Here is an 18751-nt window from a genome sequence, read left to right on the forward strand (position 1 = left end):
GGAATAATTCATGACTTCTTTTACTGACGGTCCGGCTACTGCTGTGTGGCTTGCCTGCTGCGCTGGGCTGTTTTCCCTGCAGGCACATCAGGCCAGCCGCTTTCTGCGGATGCACGATGGTCCGCCCCTAACCTGGCAGCTTCTGGCGCCGGTTGCCCTGATTTACCTGCTTACAGCTGGCTGGCTGCTGGCGCTTCCTCCAGGTTTGCCTTTCAGCTCCGTACTTAGAAGTGTCGCACTGCTTGTGCTGGCGGTGCCGCTCACCCTCACAGACCTGCGCTGCCAGTGGCTCCCGATGCGCTACACGGTGATGTTCTGGCTCGGCGGGCTGGCCTCTGCCGCGCTGCCTGATGCGGTGCTATCGCTTAGGGATGCAGTGTCGGCCAGTCTGTTAGCGTTTGCATTTTCCAGCGTCGTACGCTGGATGGCCAACTTCCGTCAGGATGAGGAACGTATGGGGCTGGGTGATGTTTACCTGATGGCCGGTCTTTGTGCCTGGCTGCCCTGGCGGAGCGCGTGTTACGCCGCTGCCGGCGGACTGCTGCTGTGTTGTCTGTGTGCCGCGCTGACTCGCCAGACATCAAAACCATTTGCACCGGCACTGTTTGGTTACCTGTGTGGCATTAGCCTTTTCTTTCCCCAACAACTGGCGGGAGTGCTCTGATGAAATTACTGAAACGTAAGCCGCGCGCGGTACACCGCGGCAACATGCTGCTTCAGCTCGGCATCGTGATGGCCATCATCCTTTTTATCGCACCGGGTGCCATGGATCGCTATGCCGGCATGCAGCAGGAAAAAATCTGGACCGGGACGGCCTCTCACCTGAGTTTCGTGGCGCAGGCTGGCAAGCGCTACGTGCGCGATAACCGCGACAAGCTGCTGACGCAGGTCGCTGGCGGCCCGGTCATCGTTAGTGGCGCCACATTACGCTCGCAAGGTTATCTGCCTGCTGGATTTTCGCTGACAAATGACAGCGGCCAGACTTACCAATTGGCAGTGGCGAGAGACCCAGGGCAGGCAGGCCAACTGGTCGCGTTTGTGCTGACAACTGGCGGCAGCGAAATCCCTTATAAAGGTCTGCGTCAGATAGCAACAGATGCTGATGGCATGGGCGGCTATGTATGGCCGGCAAACAACGCGGTTGGTGCTGACGGTGGCTGGCAGGCAAAACTCGGTGACTACGGGTTGAGCGCGCAGCAAGGGCGTCTCGCTGCATTCCTCTCGGCTGATGCTCTGGGTACTGACGCTGACGAAAGCGACAGGCTATACCGTTATCAGGTGACAGGTCGTCCGGATCTGAACCGCATGCATACTGCCATCGATATGAATGGCAACAACATTAACAGCGGCGGCACAGTGAATGCGGCAACAGGTGCCTTTACCGGGCAGGTATCTGCAGGCAGCAACGTGACCGCTGGCGGCTCGGTAACCGCCAGTGGAAATGTCATCGCTAACGGCGATGTTAATGCTGGAAATAACGTTAATGCCAACAATGGCATAAATGCCAATAACGACATTCGGAGCAATAACGGCTGGATAATCACTCGTGGAGATAAAGGCTGGCTTAACGAGTCCCATGGCGGCGGGTTTTATATGTCCGACAACGATTGGGTTAGGTCGGTAAATAACAAAAATATTTACACCGGCGGACAGATGAGGGCCGGCAGTCTGCGCTCCGACGGCGATGTTTCTGCAGGTGGCGTCCTGAGTCAGGATCAGGTGAATACAGTGGGGGCGGGCTGTGGGCAGTTAGGGGCAATAAGTCATGATGCAACGGGTGCGCTTCTGGCCTGCCAGTCGGGTATCTGGCAGAGCTCAGTCACTTCAAAAGATATTGTCTCAGCATCAACCATAACCAAACGATTTTCAGCGGCAACAGCAACATGTCCGGCACCAAAGAAAGTTGTGGGTGGCGGCGGAAATTGCGAAAGCATTACCAATCAGGGAACCGTGTGGCTTGTAACATCGATACCATCGGGTGACGCGTCCTGGTTTGCATATTGTGACTCCACAAAAGAGCAAATGATTCGTTCAACCAGTTATGCCATTTGTGAGTAAATCGGCCAACTGACATGCCTTCCTGGCATTCATCTAAATCATTTCCTGCACTGCCGCTGAGTTCTACTACGGCGAATGCGCCTCGCGCAAATCTAACCTCTCCGGAATCAACATGAAATTATCAATTTTCTCAGCCTGCCTGTGCGCTTTTTTGTTGTCTGGCTGTCAGTCCGCTACCGGTAATTACAATGGCAGAGATGTTAAGCAAGCGGAACAGCCTCATCCGGATGCTGATGCAAAAAAACGGGTTAATCTCCAGCTGCAACAATTATGGCTTGAAGGCGATATGAATGGTGCCTCATCGCTGCCTTTTGCTGCTATCCGTGCCGACAGCGATCGCATAACGCTTAGCTGGAACGGCGACGCGGTAGAGCTGCTGAGTGCGCTGGCCCGCGCTCGTGGGCAGACATTCAGCTACACCGGCGTGCGACTGCCGCTCCCGCTCGACATTGATGTGCAAAGCATCACTTACGCAAACCTGCTGCGCATCATTCAGATGCAGACTGCCTGGCGCGCGGAGCTGGTGACCTATCCCGGTCAGATGGTTCTGCAGTTTATGCCTTCACTTCCTTCTGAACCGGCCCGCCATAAAAAAGGGGGCAGACAATGAAAGCCCGACTCTGTGTCCTGCTACTGCCTGCGTTGCTGGCCGGTTGTGCGGGATTTCACCTGTCAAAGCCGACCCCGGCTTATGGCCCTGACGGCGCACCGCCGCCCGGACCCGAGGCTTATCTGTCGCCCCAAAAACGGGACACGGCTGACGTCTCTGATAACCGCAGGGAGATGTTGACAGAGGGCGGACGTACCACCGGTTTTCGTGGAGGAAAAGCGCAGCGTGCGTGGGAGCTGCGCCGCGATCTTGACGCGCGCGCTAAGCAACTCGATGCCACTTATGACTTTCGCCCGCTTATCAGCAGCCGCGGATGGCTTCCGCCAGTTATTACGGAAGCCACGGACGTAGCGCACGTCACGCCCGATCAAATACGCACCGCGAGTCGCGTGTACGAAATTATCCAGCCTGAACGCTTTGTCAGTAACCCGCCAACGTGGCGCAGCTGGCTCATGGCCGGGCTGAGTACCGTTCCTCCGGACGAACCGACGGGCGGGCTTGTGCCTGAAAACGGTGTGCAGCGGGACATATGGCAGGCTGCAGTGAATGAAGGCTGGGCGGAGGGGCGCCAGAGCGCTGACGAGACGCTGGAGGCCAACGTCAACCGGCTTACTCGTGACTATAACGGGATGCTTACTTACATCCTGCTGCGCCGGCAGAACCTCATCACTGCGCCGGTAGTTACGGAGCGACAGCAGACTGTTACCGGCAATAGTAACAAGCTCACTACCGGCGACCGCGAGCGTCGTCTGGAAGCCCGTGCAGGCTTCATTACTGACAAATCGAAATGGAAACCGGTTATTAATACGGAGAAACGTTAATGTCAGCAGAATTCACCCCTTTTAACTTCAGTAGTGGCCTGAACGCCGACACGTTGCGCAGCTTTATGGTCTGGTGCGCACGCAATCATGTAAGCGACATTCACCTGCAGGGCGACAATCATTTTGTGGTTGGCCGTTACGGGCGGCTGCTACGCGCAAGCCCGTTTTCCGTGGCTGATGACACTATGTCCAAGCTGATGGATGACATATTTTCTCCGGAGATGCGCCCTAAAGTGCGCGGGGGAATATCAATAGACCGTGCGCTGCAGTTCGACGGCGATGCAAATAATCGCTGGGGCCTGGATCGCGGTGAGCGAGTCCGCTTTCGCGTGAACCTGCTGCAGGGTACGGCTGGGCGTCAGAAAACGATAGGCTGGACGATGCGGGTTATCCCGTCAGAAATCCCGCCTCTTGAGGGCATGGGACTTGAGCCGGAACTGATGGAACACATTCTGCCGGAAAAAGGCCTTGCCTTATGGGGTGGCATTACCGGATCCGGAAAAAGCACGGCGCTTGCTTCAACGTACCGGTACTGCCTGGACACCTTTCCGGACCGTAAAGTCACAACGAAAGAAGATCCGATTGAGTTCATCCTCGGGCGCCCGAACGATGTTTTGCCGCCGCTGCAGTCACAGGTAGGTGAAGACATTCCGGATTTTGCAACCGGTATCCGCGCTGACCTGCGCCGCGCCCCATCGGTTATGGGCGTGGGGGAAATGCGCGACCGCGAAACTATCGATGCCGGTATCCGCGCCGGACAGCTTGGTCACTTATGCCTTTCCACAACTCATATCGACTCACCTGGCGAGGTATTTGCTCGCCTGCTTATGGAGTTCCCGCATGAAAGTCGTGATGCCATGGCGTGGGCGCTGCTGGGTGTGCTGCAGTATGTGGTGGTGCAAACGCTATTGCGTACGACTGATGGAAAGCGCACGGCCGTCCGTGAATACATCGTTATTGACCATGCCCTGCGTGAAAAGCTGGGCGGCATGCCCTGGCCACAATGGGGCGCACACGTAAACAGCATTATCCGGCTGGAAAAACGCCGCATCGTGGATCAGGCCTGGCGGCTCTGTGTTGAGGGCCGTATTGCTCCCGCGGAACTCAATATGGTGATGTCTCCAAGCCAGCGCCGCGAATTTGAGGTGGCGGCATGAATGACCTCAGGAAAGAAGACTATCCCCCCGGTTTCTGGCGCAATTCAGGCAAAAGCCTGACGTTCATAGGCATCCCCGCCTGGTTATTTCTGCTTTATCTCTTCTGGTTCCGTTTCCCCTGTATGGAGACGATTTATATCGTCTCCGGCGTTATAGCGGTTTTTCGCCTGCTGAAAATGTTTGGCTGGGGCCTGGTAGAGATGCTCACACGGCTTGTACGTCTGCTCCGCGGAACGTCACTGAGCGGGCGCCCATGGTGGTATCGCCGTTTTACCGATGGCGAGTAGCCATTTCCCGATACATCGTAAGGAGGCAGTATGAAAACCGTTGATTACCCGGTCTGGCTTGCCGTGCTGCCGGATCAGCGTGACGCCGCGCGTGCCGACGCCGGAAAACATCCGGACGGGGGAAACGCAATAAAGTGGAGCCCAGAAGATAAGCTCTGGTATGCCCGCCCGGGGGCCGACCTGGACCGGCTAAAGGCATGGATGCCGGATCCGGCCAGACGCAGTGGTGGAGGCGATCCGGAAACCGAATTCCTGGACGCCTTAACCGACGCAGGACTGATTATCGATGGTCTGCCGATTATGGATGGTGAGATACACCGCGTATCCGTTACAGACGGACCGAAGGGCAACGGTGACGGCGTCTACAAAGGGTTTCTTAACGGGAAAGTTCCTGGCGGTTGGTTTATCAACTACTGGACTGCTAAAACACATAAGGACATCACAAAATGGAAAGCGTCAGGGGGAGAATCAGATCCTGTCGCCCGCCTCCACATGCAAGCCGTTGCCCGACAGTCCAGGGATGACTCTGCCCGGGCGCTTGCTGCAACGCATGCCCGTCAGACAGCGAAGGCGCACGCGCTTTATGACATGCTGCCGCCTGCTGATCCAGCGCACGCTTATTTCATCCGTAAGGGCGTGACAGCCGATGATGATATTCGGCAGACGCGTAACGGTGCGCTGACCATACCGCTTTATGACGTTGACGGCCAATTCCGCACACTGCAGTACATCCCCCCAGACGGCGAAAAATACCTTTACAAAGAAGCACCCAAAGCTGGCCATTTCAACGTGGTTGGGGGCGAGCTGCGCAACGGTGAACCTGTTCTTTATGCTGAGGGGTATGCCACTGCGAGGAGTATTAATCAGTTAACCGGGCTTCCGGTCGTAATGACAGTAGATGCCGGCAACATGCTGAACGTTGCAGACGTTCTTTTTGCCAAATATCCGAACAGTCCTCACATCTTTATGGCGGATGACGATCACCAGAAACCGGTTAACACGGGCAAGGTTATGGCCGACCAGGCTGCCTTTACTACCGCCGGAATGGTGCTGATGCCGGAGCTTTCTGAGGCTGAGCGGCAGGCCGGAATGACCGACTTTAACGATATTCACCAGGCCCGCGGCGCAGAAGTATTACGCGCCACCCTTATTCCTCGACTTAATGATGCTCTTTATAAGCTCAACTACAAGGAAACAGTTATGGCTACTCCTGACGACATGAACCCTGCGCAAGAAAACACTCCGGAACCTTTAGCTGCATTACAGCCGGCGGCAAATTCTGCTGTGGCATCGCTACCGGTTGATGAGCCGAACGTCTCTCCTGCGGCAAAGCCTGACAGAGCACCGGAAACACATGCAGCAGGCACGGAGTTGGCCGCTGAACGTGCAGACACTAAAGCGGTCCGTAATTCGGGGAGCGCGTTGGCGAAGTCAGAGGAAATACTGGCGCTGAGCGCGCAGGGAATGAAGGCCGGACAGATAGCTAAAGAACTCGGCATCGGGCAGACCAGTGTGTACCGTATTCTGAAATCGCAAAAAGCAGAAGCGGATGAAATCACACCTTCTGTGCAGGAGGTATCGAACAGCGAAACGGCTATCCGGGCCGTGCCGGAACCAGAACAGCCCCCCGCTGAGCCTCAAACCGTTTCCCCTCAGGCACCGGATAAAGCAATCGCCGATCCCGAGCCTGCTACCGTTCAGCCGGATGTTAATGTTTCCCAGCCTGCACCTCAGCTGGCCGAGACTGAAACGATCGCCGTACCGGCATCAACCGCTATGCAGGCGTCGCCAGCTCCCTCAGGCCCCTATGACAACTACATGGGACTTTATGGGACGGGGGCGGAATTGCGGGATCGGCTGGCTGCGCTGACTACGGGTGAGACTTCACCGGCGGCGTTGCTCAGGGACATTAACTCGCTTCGCGTGCGGGTAGACAGCGCGGGGATTGCCAGCGTCTACTCACGCGAGCACATGAAAGAAATGCAGCAGGTATTTAATCGTCTGACGCAGGGCGGGATGGCTGGCGCAGATGTGATGGATAAAGGTGCAGTCAGCCGCCTGCGTAGCCTGATAGGTCAGCGTGATACATGGAACTCACTGCATCCTACCAGCGGCAGCCTTGACGTTAATACCATACCGGCGAAGGTGGCGCAGCAATATGCCTTGCTCGCCAAGGGAGACATTACGCGGGCGCAGTTTGATCGCGAAGTGCGGATGCTTTACGGCGAATTTACCCGGGCCGAACCGGAGCGCTTTACCGGCAGCCGTCATGCAGAAACCCGCGCGGTCTTTGATCGCATGGCAGCGCTTCAGAGCTCCGAGCGTGCGGCACAATTTACGGCGGTAACAGCGGTCAGCATGACTCAGCTTCCTCCGGCATCAGCGGAAGATCTGAACTCAACGGCGTTATACCGGCTCCAGAATGAATTACGCGACGGGTTCGTGTCGCTGGCTCGCGGCGAATCGTCAGCGTCGTTGCTGACAGAAAATGTAGCGCGGCTTCAGGCAAAACTCGATGAGGCTAAAGCGCAAGGGGTTTATGCAGAAAGCCATCTGAATGAGATTCAGGGCGCGTTTGACAGGGTTACGCAAAACGGTCTCGCAGGCATGCCTGCTCAGGATTCAGCGGCGCCACTCGGTGATTTTGCTTCGCGCTATCCGGCATCAGCCTCGCTCGATGTCGCCACAGTGCCGGCGCGTGTTGAAGCTCAGTATGCAATGCTAATCCGCGGCGACGTCAGTCGCGCACAGTTTGAGGAAAATCTGGCAGTTCTGCGCAACGAAGTTGTGCGTCAGACAGAAAGCGGACGAGTGAGCCCAGAGGCATTAGTGGCCGCAGAAGGTGTTTTTGCAAGCCTGAGTGCGTTTTCTGCGACGGCAGCTGCCTCTGACGTAATATCTCAGTCTGCAGCAGCGCAGCCCGTCATGCCAGCTGAATCCGCACCAGTAAATGCGGCTGCAGCAACCGCTGATGGCGCGCCGGCAGCGCGCGATCCAGCTCCAGAAGAGACTGCCAGCTTTGCTGAGCCTGATAAATCCGGACCGGCACCGGAGGTTATCACCTCTGCCGCGGAATCCGCGCCGGCGGTAGCAGAGACGGTACAGGATGCTGCGCCAGCAGCGTCTGCCGCACAGCCTGTGATTTCTGCTGAGCCTGAAACATCTGTACCAACACCGGATGCGACGTCCACGTCGCCAGTACAGGCAGAAGAGGTACATGATGCGATTCCTTCAGAGCCGACGGCTCCTGCTGCAGAAGCGCGCCTGATGAGTCAAGTTCCGGCAGCAGAACGCAGTACAGAACCGGACAGCAGCCCGGCACTCCCGGCAACGCCACTCACAGCTGCCTTCGGAGAAGAGAATGCCATTCTGGTAGAAGCCCGCCGTGTGGCGCCGCAGCCTGAAGATACCCCGGCGGCAAACGCCGCGCGAACCGACCAGGATAAGCTGCTGAGCCGGGTCTCACATGAAGATCACCCTGATGGCAAAAGCGTAATTTATCGTCTCGATAGTGAGCCGGCGTTTATTGATCGCGGAAACCGTCTGGTCATGGCCGAAGGCGCCAGCGCACACGAAGAAAAGGTTTTGGCTGCACTGCTGACCGCTGCGAAGTTCTATCACGGCAAAATTGAGCTGACCGGCAGTGATGAATTTAAGGCGTTTGCCATCAGCGTTATTGTGAATAACGGGCTGCAGGTGAGCATGAAAAACCCGAGTCAGCAGCTGGCACTTGAAGAGGCAAGGCTTGCAGCGGGTCAGTCAGTCGCAACACCGGACGCAGTTCGCGGGGATCCGGTTGCGCCAGTCACCGCGTCTGCAGCCGTTGCAACCAGCACGGCACCGCCTGTTACTCCGGCAGCTGCTGCGCCAGCGATGGCTGAAGCTCCCGCTTCCCGAAATATGACGCCGGCACCGGAATCCTCATTACCGGTGAATCCAGAAAAACCGGCCATTCGTCCTGACATCCACACCCCCGCTGAAAAAGCGCGCGAGCCCGTTACGGGCAAGGTCACGGCCTGCGGACAGGCGCCTTTCCGATTTGAGAAAGAAGAGCAATTAAGCACTTTCATCACGTTGCGCACCCGTGAAGGCTCGCAGACCTTTTGGGGGAAAGAACTTGCGGGTTTAATACGTGAAACACGTCTGCGAGAGGGCCAGATGGTGACGCTGCAGTGGATGGGGCAGCAGCCCGTGACGGTTAATAAGCCGGTAAAAGATATACAAGGAAATTTTACTGGCCATTATGAGGAAATACAGACCAAACGGAACCAATGGGCGCTGACCTCTGCGCGTGGAAACCGCGTACAGACCGGCGGCGATGAAATGATTAAGCTCTCAGCCTTCAGCGCGAACCGTTATACGCAGGTGCAGCATGCACTGGTCAGCCAGCTCGGCATCAGCATTGACGCCCCGCCAAAACCCGCCGACGGCCTTTTCTGGATCCGGCCTGACGGGCAGGGCAGCGCCAGCGCCGGCGATGCGCTTTCAGCGCCAAGACCACCTCACAATGAGGATGCGGGTAAGCCGGTCATGACCGCATGGGGCGATGACGGCAAACCAGATTTATATCTGGTACAGGGCGACGGTAACTATCTGCAGGGCGTTGTGCGTCAGAACGACAGCTATCAGCATGTGCTGGTCAGCCTGCCGGATAGTAAAGAGGCGCCAAGGATGGTTATCAACCTTCTGACGCCTGACGGTGCGCAGCCCATCGGCAGCGGCAACGGCATTAACCGGTCCGACGGTAAGCCGGTGCCGCGTGAGCACGTGGTCTTCCGCGTGACCGGGGATGAGAAGCAGCGAATTGCGAAACTGCATGAGCCTGCCAGCATCCCGCCGGCACTGCATGCCCGCCTGGGTTATGACGAACGTTACAAGGCCGAAACTGTTTACCCAAAGGAGCAGCCGGCAGCAGCACCACAGGCAGCACCGGTCACGCCGCCGCGGCCGGCGCAGTAATCGATCCCACTGGAGTATTCACATGAAAAAAATCCCGACCGCCTTTATGGCGGTCTTTTTATGCTTCGCCTCTTTTACGACCAGTGCGGCCAGCTGTCGCGCTGCCACTGCAGCACAGGCTGGCAGTGAGGCAGGCTATAACGCCGCGAAGAAGGCCAGCGATGCCTGGTCACAACGTGAAAGTCAGATGTCAGATCAAATGCAGAACTGTCTTTCAGGCATTCGGGATATTTCCGTGAGCCTGCCGCACTTCCCCAGCCTGCAGGACATCATGAATCAGGCGTCAGAGAAGGTCTGCAGTGCAATGACCGACAAAATCAACAGCTACCTGCCGGACAATATCGATCCGTGGCAGTCCTACGGCATGTAAGGAGTAACACATGCGAACCCCTGCAGCGGCTCAGCCGCCTGATGTTTCCGCTCCTGTCCAGATCAATCCGGATATTTATGAGCATGCCGTTCAGGCTCAGCATGAGCGCACGCTGGGCGCTGAGTTCGCCCGCAAATGCCTGAAAAATTTAGGCTGGAGTCAGGTACTCAACGTTATCCAGGCAATCACTATCGGTTTGCTCTTTTGGGCCTACATACATCTGCCGCAGCATTACGTCGCGACGGAAAACGGCCGCATTACACCTTTCTACCCGACGGACAAACCGGTCTGGAGCGAAAGCGACGTAAGGCAGTTTGGTGCTGACACGATCAGTAAAGCCTTTACGCTCGACTTCGTGCATTACCGCGATCAGATGACCGCCGTCTCACCTGATTTCTCAGAGGAGGGTTTTGCCGGTTATAACCAGGCGCTGACGACGGGCTCCAACATTCTGTCGCTCGTCAGGGACAAGCGAATGAACCTCACCAATACCGTTGAGCCGGGTGTAATAGCGCGCCGGGGTGTGATTGGTGACCGATACACCTGGGAGTTCCAGTACCCGGTTACGATGCGCCTTCAGGGACAGAACAGCAGCAGCCCGCCGCTGCGCTACATATTTACGCTGCGCATTCAGCAGGCCGATGTGCGACTGAAGCCGCGCGGTCTGGAGGTCACGCAGACTATCACCAACAATGCAGGATAAGGACGGTTTATGAGCAACATTCGCACTCTGGTACTGGCTCTGTGTCTGGGGCTGTGTGGCAGCGTGGGCGCTGCAACGACGGGTGAGACGCCGGCCGGCAGCAGTACGGCGGGGCCACTGCCCGGGCAGGCGCTCCCGCTGCCAACGTCTGCCGCATACGATGAGGCGCAGGCAACGCTGTCACCACTGTCGGCTGATGAAATCCGGCAGTTACGCGCGCAGCAGGCTGAACAGGATCGGGCAATAGCCACGCCGGGCATCACGGCCGTGCCGCGTATTACAGCGCAAACCTTGAGCCTGCAGCCGGGTGCGAGCCTTCCTCTGGTGCGTACAGCCGTGAACTGGCCCGCGACAGTCAGCTTTATTGACAGTACCGGTGCTCCCTGGAGTCTGCTCGGTGATCCGGTCAGCGGGTCGCCGGATATCAAGGTGAAATGGATGCCCGGAACCTCCTTCATGATTATCACGGCGAAGCGCGACTTCGTGAGCACGCTCGTTACCGTGGGCCTGAAGGGGCTTTCCGTTCCGCTCCAGATTAGCGTGATGAGCGGTGAGCCAGACACAGCGAAAAAGACCTGGACGGTTGACGCGCGGCTCGATCTGCGCGTGCCCCGCCGCGGGCCGGACGCTGTGGCCGACGCGCCATCGCCTTCACGCATCGGGCTTCACGATGATGTTCTGCAGGCGTTTCTGGACGGGGTGCCGCCTTCCGGTGCAAAACGCCTGAAGACTACAGGCAGTGTGCCGGACACGGTGGTGTGGCAGCAGGGCGATGACCTGTATATCCGCTCGCGGGCAGATATCCGGGACGAGTTCGATACCACGCTGTCCTCTGCAGATGGCACTCATTTGTGGAAACTGCCGCTGACGCCGCGCGTCGCATTTTCCGTTGACGGGCGTACTGAGGCCCTCAGCATTGCCCTGGAGTAATCATGAGCGATCAACAAAATACCGGCGGGCGCAGTGTCCGCCTGATGATGGGGATGATAGCGCTTGGCGCAGTTGTGCTGATAGGTGGAGGTTACCTGTTATGGACATGGCTTGCAGCGCCTCCGCCCGCGCCATCCAGCATAGACATGAACAACCTCGGTGCCACAGCTCAGAATAATGCGCAGGAGCAGCAGGCCTATCGCGATCTTATCCGTGAAAACAATGCGAGGGGTGCGCATGACGCCTCAGCGAGCAATCAGAGCTTTATTAGCAGCATTCCGCTGGAGCAGGACGTTATAAAACCTGCGGAAGTTAAGGTGAGGCCGGCTCAGGATAAACCGAAGGTTATACCGCCACCGCAAAATACAGGCATTGGCCGCACGCAGGAGCAGCAGAAGGCGCTGGCAGAAGCCCGGCAGAAAGCGCTGGGCACACTGCTGGCGAAAATGCAGCAGCCGCCTGAAACGGGCGAGCTGCCGGGGGCGGAGTTACTTGGTGGAAAGGAAAGCAGCTGGGCCGCCTGGCGCGATTCGCTGCCCGAAAGCGAAGTTCAGCTGGCCGCCGCGCGCAGCCGGCAGGACACTCTGAATGCTCCGCCGGCATCCGTGGTAGTGGAACCTTACTGGCGAGGGCCCGGGGAAATCTGTACGGGTGTTGACTCAGATAACGGCGCCACGCCGGTGCTGGGCTGTATTAAAACGGGTCCGTATACAGGGGCGGTGCTTAAGGCGCCTGAAGGCGCGAAGCTCTCAGGCGATGGCGTCATTATTCACTTCACCTCTATGACCCTGAACAGGAAGGCCTACAAAATCGATGCTTACGGGCTGGATGACAAGACGCTCGTGGCCAACATTGCATCTGACGTCAGTCATCACTACGGTCGTCGCATCCTGCTGCCCGCCATCCTCAAGGGGATCGGTGCGACCGGCGAGCTTTATGCGCAGTCGAATACACAGGTTCTGACTAACGGATTCAATACCGTTACCGCGCGGCCGTCTGCGCCGGACGGTTCAGCGGTGGCAGGCGTTATCGTTGGCGGTGCGGCAGAGCAAGCCGCGCAGGTGCTGACGAACGATGCGGGCCGTCTGCCGGATCGTACTGTCACGGTAGATTACGGCAAAGTAGTAGCCATTCAGTTCATGAGCGGCGTGTACAGCACCGATGCCGAAGCGCCGCAGGGAGCAGCATCAGGTAACCCTGGTGCTGCAGCTCCGGCTGGCTGGCGCAACAATCCAACCCCTTCTGCAGCCGATCTGCGTGAAGAAGCACAGGCGCGCATTCGCGACGCCCGACAGAGAAAAACAGGAGACGCCCTTGAATGAGTTCCAGACATTACCGGCGGATAACGTCCCGCCGACCCCACAGCCTCAACAGTCTCCTCCGCTACCGAAAAAAGAGAGCCTTCTGACGCGACCTTTGTTTCTCGGGCAGTCGCTGCCGTGGCTTGCTGGCGGCGCTCTGTTAATTCTTGGCGCGGCCTTGTATCTGTACTGGCCAGCGTCATCAGCACCCGACGCCGGGCAGCTGGCATTCGGAAACGATGCAGGGTTCAGTGAGGTTAAACCAGCTTCAGTTAAGCCTCAGGTCAGCGTTGTATCTCAGAGGCCTGTAGCAGCACCTCAAACCGGAGGGCTCAGCGTTCCCGTTGACGCTATCGGCAATGCTCCGGCTGGCGGCACACTGCCGGAAGAAGTGGTGAAAATCATTCGTGAAGGGCAGGAGTTTGAAGCAGCAAACCGCGAGGCCATTACCCGTCTTTCTGAGACCGTGCGGGCACAAACTGCGGCGCTGGCTGGCATGCAGCAGCGGCTTGATTCGATTGCGTCAGAGAACAGCCGGCTGGCCGGTCAGCTTACCGTAATGAATGCCCGTCAGGATCCGGCAGCCGGCGGTCATCACGCGGCAGGCAAAAATATCCGACGCTCAGCACTTTCGGGTATGCGTCTTGAAAGCGTTCAGGCCGGTATGGCGTGGGTCAGCTGGCAGGGACGGACGTGGGCGGTGCAGTCCGGGGATAGCCTGGGAGGTATTACCGTCAGCGATATCAGTACCGCAGATCGCAGCGTTACGACCAGCGCCGGCGTGCTGCGCTAAGGAGGCGTCATGGGTGGTTCGCTCGACGGCATCACAATGTTGTCGAATCTGGCCTCTGGTCTGCTTGGCGCAGGTATTAACCTCGCGCTGACGCTCGGCGTGCTGTTCGCTGTGCTCGGCCTCGGCGGCTATCTCGTCCGGCAGTCCTGGCTTGCCCGTAAGGCACCCGGTCAGGCGGCAGGTGGCGGCAGCGTAGTGGGGATGATTCTGCTGTGCGCCACTCTGGGCGCTATACAGCAGCTGATTCAGGCTGCTGCACATCAGGTGGGCTGGGAAGCGTCGTTTGATGCCATCAGCTACGTTGATGTCGGCACCTTTGGACAAGGGGCGGTTGCGGCCAACGCAATCCTGACACTGCTGCGCATGTTCGGCGTGTGGTTTGTTCTTTCTGGTGTCCTGCTGTGGCGCCGGGCAAAAAAGGATGGCCATACCGGTTTGACGTCAGGCAACGACGTTAACAGCGGCACCGTTAAATTTATTATCGGCGTGTGTTTTGTGTGCAGTCCCTATCTGCTCGACGCCATTCAGAAATCTTTTGGCATGCGCTAAGCAGGCCTTAACGCTCGCGTCCGTCACGGACGATTTAACCGGCCGTCCGGCCATATTCTCAAGGAAATATCATGATGAACCGTATCACCTGCGCGGTGCTTTCGCGCGCCCTTATGCTGTCTGAAACTCTGCGTCGCGCTTTTCTGCGTGCGCTTTTCGCCTGGGTCGCATTCATTTCACCGGGGGCCATGGCCGCCGGCGATCTCGCGGATATCGGCAATAACCTCGCTACCGGCGCCTCTTCCACCACAAAAAACGTACTCACTATCTGTCAGTTGCTGGGAGTGTGCGGCGTGGTCGGGAGTATTTTATCGCTTAAGTCCATGAAAAATAACCCGCAGATTAAGCCCTGGATGGTCGGGGTTGCTTTTGTCACCGGCCTGCTGCTGATCGTTATTCCTGAACTGATTAAGCGTGGTCAGACCCAGATGGGTATGACGCCTGTCAGCGTAGGCTAACGGGTAAACAGCTGTACCGCGCCTGCCCGTGTTCAACAGCGTGCCGGCAGGCGCTCTCCTTACTGTCCCAACTTCTTCGCAACCCTTTCTGTCGGGAACACACTATGACTGTTCTTAACGTGCCGGCACCGGATCTGCTGCAGCTCGTGCCGGGCATCAGCGGAAATGATGTCGCTCCTCCGCCCGTGCCGGTTGACGCAGGTCCAGCCTGCTGCGGCTGCAGTACGCGGGCACAGCGCCTCTGGCAGGGGCCTGACGCCGTGCCGCTCTGTACGCTCTGCTGGCTGACCCTCAATCTGGATAGCCCCACGGCTGCACACGGACACCTTGCCTGGCTGCCAGATGCGCCTGCAGCAGACATCATCAATCTGCAGCGCCGCGCTCTTATCGGACTTCACAGCAAGGTTAAAAGCGTGCGAAAGGAGTCACGAAAAATCTGGAACTGGCTCGCCCGGCACGCCCGGGAAGTTGAAGGCATGTGGCACACCTCACGCGCTGGGGAATTTGCTGCTGCTATGAAGCAGCTCCCGCCAGTACGGCGGGCGCAGATGCAGCAGAGGCTTGAAGGCTGTTTATTGATCCTTCCCCCTGACGTTTTCAGTGACCTTACCTTGCTGTTGCCGCTGGGGCGAACCGCAGAAAGCGCGGTGAATACCCCGGCATGGAATACCTATATCCGGAGTGACCTGTATGCCAAACCGCCTCATCCGCTGGACTGAAGAGGTTATTACCGCTGTAACGCGTTTTGCCGTTTCGCGCGATTTGCCTGATTACTGCGACCTTGAAACCGTCATAAAACTCTCGAACGACGATCGCGTTCGTCATCCGGAACTGAGCGCACCCTATATCATGGTGACGAATGGCGGAGACTTCCTGACCGTCTATGAGGTGGCCGGCAGCTATCGCGAAACCGACGAAGCAAAAGGCCCAGACAATGTTGACTCCTGGCAGGGTCGGCTGGATCGCATGACCGAAACCCTCACAGCTCTCTACCGCCGTCACGGCCATAAAATCAGCACGATTCATGAATGCGATCCTGATGGCGGGGAGGCTGAAGTAAAACGCCTGCTGGCGCCGCAGTACCGATCACTGAAGCGTACAGGGCTGGACCTGGCTTATCTGCTGGATGAACAGGTGACTACGCTCGCGCCCTGGGTGAACCGTGAGCGCACTTGGCTTGTCTGCTATTCCGGGCGTGGCGTTCTGGCAGGACATGAGCTGCGAGATGAGAATGCCCGCCTTAAAGAGCTTATTAATGCGAGCCCGCCCGCGGCGTTTGGCCAGAATCCGCTTACGGCACATCTGCCCGGCCTGAAGATACGTCACGATGCCTTTCTTTCACAGGTTGAGCGGGCGCTCGGAGATACCGGCAAGGGCGTTCTGCTGAGACGTATAGATGCGCATGAGGCGGGGCGGGTGCTGCGTGCGCAAATTGATCCGAAAGGTACGAGCGATGGCTGGCAACCGCTGCTGCCTGATGACCGCGTAATACCTCACGGCGTGCGTCAGGGGAAAGACGTGACCGCGCTGCTCGCACCCTGGCTTAAATTTCAGGTAATGAATTCCAGCGTCCAGGAGATACGCGACAACCTGCTGAAAATTCACGGCATCTGGCACGGAACGATTGCCGTTGATCTCGGCCCGCAGAATCCCCAGAGCTTTGCCCGATTACGCGAGCTTATCCCCCGCAGCGTGCCGTTTCGTATCCGCCAGGATTTGATGCCTGGCGGCATGCGCCGTCTGGCAGGAAAGCATGCCGTGCTGGGCTTTACAGAATGGGTGCCCGGCCTGAAGGCCATCAGTGAATCGGTAAATCTCCTCGCGGAGCGTGAGCGCATTGAACCTGTGTGCGTGAAAACTATTACCGTGGCCACCTGGGGCGACACGCCAGAAGATGTCACGCGCAACCTGACGCTGCTCAGTCAGGCACTGACCTCATGGGGAGTGTGTGGCGTTACACAGACATTCGGCGATCCGGTGCGAGCATGGGTATCCACGCTTACCGCGTCATCGGCCTCGCCCGGACCCTGCCTGATGTATCCGCCCCTTTCAGAAGCGCTAAACCTGATGCCGCTGACGCGACCTGCGTCGCCATGGAATGACGATGGCGATGCGCTCTATCCCACACCGGACGGAAAAATCATCCCGGTGGGCCTGGCATCACCAAAACAGACCAAGCTCACTACTATCGTGGCCGGTGAGTCGGGCGGCGGTAAATCCGTACTTATCAACCGAATGACACTAATCCTCGCCAGCCGCGCACAACAGCAGCTGCCGTTTTATTGCGGTATTGATAAGGGGTTCAGTTCTGAAGGTGCTGTCTCGATGCTTAAGGAAGGGCTGCCGCCGGAGCGACAGGATGAAGTGCTGAATATCATTCTGCGTAATGAATCTCAGTATTGCCGCAATCTGTTCGATATTCAGCTGGGCCTCAGCATGCCGCTGACTTATGAAGCCGAGTTTATGGAAAACGCGCTAAGCGTTCTTTGCACAGACCCTTCAACCGGCTCTCCGCCTAATGCCCGCGATACGCCCGTTATTCTTCGTCGACTCATCATTGAAGCATTCAAAATAGCGCGTGATGATCCGCGTCGCTATGAGCCTGGACTGGTGCCTGAAGTGGATCTGGCAATAGAAGAGGCTGATATCTGGGAAAAACATCCTGCCTATCGCGAACACTGCACCTGGTATGAAGTGCGCGATCTTCTGCAGGATGCGGGCAGGACTGAAGCAGCACAGCGCGCGCAGTTTCAGGCAGTACCGGAGCTTGCGGATATGGCTCCGCTGCTCAGCAGCCCTGACTTTGAGAGTAACTTTGGCCGTGTCCAGCGCGACGGCAGCGGCGAGGCACTCATTGAGTACATGGCTCGCTGTCTGCGGGACGCCTGTGGCCAGTACCGGATGTTCGCGGGCCGCACGCGGTTCATGATTAGCCCGAAAGCGCGCGTCATAACGGTAGATCTGCAGTATGTAGCGGGCGGTAAATCCAAGGCCGGGCAGCTGCAGACCGGCTTAATGTTCCTGTTTGCAGGGCACATTGCCGGCGGCGACTTCGTGCTGCCGCAGTACCAGGATGAACTGTTTCCTTTTTTGCACCGCCGCTGGCACGCGCTACACCGCGCTCGCGTGGAACAGCTGGATCAGGAGGTGAAAACGAAGCAGTACGACGAGCTCCATAACGCTAAAGATGTACCGTTTATTTTTCCGATGCTGGAAACCGCAGACCGCGAACAGCGCAAGTTTGCAGTGCGTACTGTGCTGTCATCGCAGTATTTCCGCGATATGCCTGAGGCGCTGCGCCAGTCAGCCAACTCCGTATATATGGTGGCGGTTGACCCTGACGACCGTGAGGCGCTGCAGGCACGCTTCCAGATCCCTGACGTAACGCTCGACCGCTTCGCCCGTATGGGCAGCGGGCCATCAGCAGATGGCAGCGGCGTGCCGTTCCTCGGTATTTTCCGCGTGAAGGGTGGCAGCACTATTGCGCACATCATGAAAAATACTGTCGGTCCGCAGGAGCTGTGGGGCCACAACACCACGCCTGAAGATATGTCGCTGCGACGCAATATTCAGAAGGAAGTGGGCGCCGGCACGGCCCGCCGCATTCTTGGCCGATTCTTCCCTGCAGGGTCCGCAGCTAAGGTCATCGAGCAGCGCCGGCGCATGGTGGGGGAAGCGCAGGGCGAAAGCGTTATCAAAACGCTGGCAAATGAGCTCATCAGCAAACAGGGCTACGAGCTCTGAAAGGAGATAGT

At 57.8% G+C, this 18751-nt stretch carries 16 protein-coding genes; all 16 read left to right on the top strand.

The window, feature by feature from the left end:
• Positions 1-10: 10 nt before the first annotated feature.
• Complete coding sequence (locus AC6I8J_RS22195; RefSeq protein WP_497825922.1) at positions 11-664, top strand: prepilin peptidase; 654 nt, start codon at positions 11-13, stop codon at positions 662-664.
• Positions 664-2058, top strand: a complete 1395-nt coding sequence (pilV, locus tag AC6I8J_RS22200) for a shufflon system plasmid conjugative transfer pilus tip adhesin PilV (RefSeq protein ID WP_497825923.1) — start codon at positions 664-666, stop codon at positions 2056-2058. The genes AC6I8J_RS22195 and pilV overlap by 1 nt, the downstream gene beginning before the upstream one ends.
• A 112-nt stretch (positions 2059-2170) precedes the next feature.
• Positions 2171-2668 carry a DotD/TraH family lipoprotein gene (locus AC6I8J_RS22205; protein ID WP_497825924.1) on the top strand — a complete coding sequence of 166 codons (498 nt, stop codon included), beginning with the start codon at positions 2171-2173 and terminating at the stop codon, positions 2666-2668.
• Entirely contained in the window at positions 2665-3489 is an 825-nt protein-coding gene (locus tag AC6I8J_RS22210; RefSeq protein WP_497825925.1) for a type IV secretory system conjugative DNA transfer family protein, read from the top strand. The genes AC6I8J_RS22205 and AC6I8J_RS22210 overlap by 4 nt, the downstream gene beginning before the upstream one ends.
• The gene (gene traJ / locus AC6I8J_RS22215; RefSeq protein ID WP_497825926.1) at positions 3489-4646 is read left to right on the top strand and encodes a plasmid transfer ATPase TraJ; all 1158 of its coding nucleotides are present in this window, start codon (positions 3489-3491) and stop codon (positions 4644-4646) included. The genes AC6I8J_RS22210 and traJ overlap by 1 nt, the downstream gene beginning before the upstream one ends.
• A complete protein-coding gene (gene icmT / locus AC6I8J_RS22220) occupies positions 4643-4933 on the top strand; it encodes an IcmT/TraK family protein (RefSeq protein WP_497825927.1) in 291 nt (96 codons plus the stop codon). Before traJ ends, icmT begins: the two co-directional genes overlap by 4 nt.
• Positions 4934-4963: 30 nt before the next feature.
• Entirely contained in the window at positions 4964-9892 is a 4929-nt protein-coding gene (locus AC6I8J_RS22225; RefSeq protein WP_497825928.1) for an LPD7 domain-containing protein, read from the top strand.
• A gap of 22 nt (positions 9893-9914) precedes the next feature.
• Positions 9915-10262 carry a conjugal transfer protein gene (locus AC6I8J_RS22230; protein WP_497825929.1) on the top strand — a complete coding sequence of 116 codons (348 nt, stop codon included), beginning with the start codon at positions 9915-9917 and terminating at the stop codon, positions 10260-10262.
• Positions 10263-10272: 10 nt separating this feature from the next.
• On the top strand, positions 10273-10965 hold the full coding sequence (locus AC6I8J_RS22235) for a DotI/IcmL/TraM family protein (protein ID WP_497825930.1): 693 nt from the start codon (positions 10273-10275) through the stop codon (positions 10963-10965).
• 9 nt (positions 10966-10974) lie between these two features.
• On the top strand, positions 10975-11895 hold the full coding sequence (locus AC6I8J_RS22240) for a DotH/IcmK family type IV secretion protein (protein ID WP_497825931.1): 921 nt from the start codon (positions 10975-10977) through the stop codon (positions 11893-11895).
• Between the two features lie 2 nt (positions 11896-11897).
• The gene (traO, locus tag AC6I8J_RS22245; RefSeq protein ID WP_497825932.1) at positions 11898-13217 is read left to right on the top strand and encodes a conjugal transfer protein TraO; all 1320 of its coding nucleotides are present in this window, start codon (positions 11898-11900) and stop codon (positions 13215-13217) included.
• Positions 13153-13989, top strand: a complete 837-nt coding sequence (traP, locus tag AC6I8J_RS22250) for a conjugal transfer protein TraP (RefSeq protein ID WP_497825933.1) — start codon at positions 13153-13155, stop codon at positions 13987-13989. The genes traO and traP overlap by 65 nt, the downstream gene beginning before the upstream one ends.
• A 9-nt stretch (positions 13990-13998) precedes the next feature.
• Positions 13999-14538 (top strand): conjugal transfer protein TraQ, encoded by a 540-nt coding sequence (traQ, locus tag AC6I8J_RS22255; protein ID WP_497825934.1) that lies wholly within the window; start codon positions 13999-14001, stop codon positions 14536-14538.
• Positions 14539-14609: 71 nt separating this feature from the next.
• Positions 14610-14996 carry a DUF6750 family protein gene (locus AC6I8J_RS22260; protein WP_497825935.1) on the top strand — a complete coding sequence of 129 codons (387 nt, stop codon included), beginning with the start codon at positions 14610-14612 and terminating at the stop codon, positions 14994-14996.
• A gap of 104 nt (positions 14997-15100) precedes the next feature.
• A complete protein-coding gene (locus tag AC6I8J_RS22265; protein WP_497825936.1) occupies positions 15101-15715 on the top strand; it encodes a conjugal transfer protein in 615 nt (204 codons plus the stop codon).
• The gene (locus tag AC6I8J_RS22270; RefSeq protein ID WP_497825937.1) at positions 15687-18740 is read left to right on the top strand and encodes a putative type IV secretion/conjugal transfer ATPase; all 3054 of its coding nucleotides are present in this window, start codon (positions 15687-15689) and stop codon (positions 18738-18740) included. Before AC6I8J_RS22265 ends, AC6I8J_RS22270 begins: the two co-directional genes overlap by 29 nt.
• Positions 18741-18751 lie beyond the last annotated feature (11 nt).

The sequence above is a fragment of the Pantoea sp. X-Soil-ISGK-355 genome, assembly GCF_059730805.1.

What these genes read in the sequence shown, in the direction of transcription:
- AC6I8J_RS22195 (WP_497825922.1), top strand. Translation starts at nt 11, where the DNA reads ATGACTTCTTTTACTGACGGTCCGGCTACTGCTGTGTGGCTTGCCTGC.
- pilV (WP_497825923.1), top strand. Translation starts at nt 664, where the DNA reads ATGAAATTACTGAAACGTAAGCCGCGCGCGGTACACCGCGGCAACATG.
- AC6I8J_RS22205 (WP_497825924.1), top strand. Translation starts at nt 2,171, where the DNA reads ATGAAATTATCAATTTTCTCAGCCTGCCTGTGCGCTTTTTTGTTGTCT.
- AC6I8J_RS22210 (WP_497825925.1), top strand. Translation starts at nt 2,665, where the DNA reads ATGAAAGCCCGACTCTGTGTCCTGCTACTGCCTGCGTTGCTGGCCGGT.
- traJ (WP_497825926.1), top strand. Translation starts at nt 3,489, where the DNA reads ATGTCAGCAGAATTCACCCCTTTTAACTTCAGTAGTGGCCTGAACGCC.
- icmT (WP_497825927.1), top strand. Translation starts at nt 4,643, where the DNA reads ATGAATGACCTCAGGAAAGAAGACTATCCCCCCGGTTTCTGGCGCAAT.
- AC6I8J_RS22225 (WP_497825928.1), top strand. Translation starts at nt 4,964, where the DNA reads ATGAAAACCGTTGATTACCCGGTCTGGCTTGCCGTGCTGCCGGATCAG.
- AC6I8J_RS22230 (WP_497825929.1), top strand. Translation starts at nt 9,915, where the DNA reads ATGAAAAAAATCCCGACCGCCTTTATGGCGGTCTTTTTATGCTTCGCC.
- AC6I8J_RS22235 (WP_497825930.1), top strand. Translation starts at nt 10,273, where the DNA reads ATGCGAACCCCTGCAGCGGCTCAGCCGCCTGATGTTTCCGCTCCTGTC.
- AC6I8J_RS22240 (WP_497825931.1), top strand. Translation starts at nt 10,975, where the DNA reads ATGAGCAACATTCGCACTCTGGTACTGGCTCTGTGTCTGGGGCTGTGT.
- traO (WP_497825932.1), top strand. Translation starts at nt 11,898, where the DNA reads ATGAGCGATCAACAAAATACCGGCGGGCGCAGTGTCCGCCTGATGATG.
- traQ (WP_497825934.1), top strand. Translation starts at nt 13,999, where the DNA reads ATGGGTGGTTCGCTCGACGGCATCACAATGTTGTCGAATCTGGCCTCT.
- AC6I8J_RS22260 (WP_497825935.1), top strand. Translation starts at nt 14,610, where the DNA reads ATGATGAACCGTATCACCTGCGCGGTGCTTTCGCGCGCCCTTATGCTG.
- AC6I8J_RS22265 (WP_497825936.1), top strand. Translation starts at nt 15,101, where the DNA reads ATGACTGTTCTTAACGTGCCGGCACCGGATCTGCTGCAGCTCGTGCCG.
- AC6I8J_RS22270 (WP_497825937.1), top strand. Translation starts at nt 15,687, where the DNA reads ATGCCAAACCGCCTCATCCGCTGGACTGAAGAGGTTATTACCGCTGTA.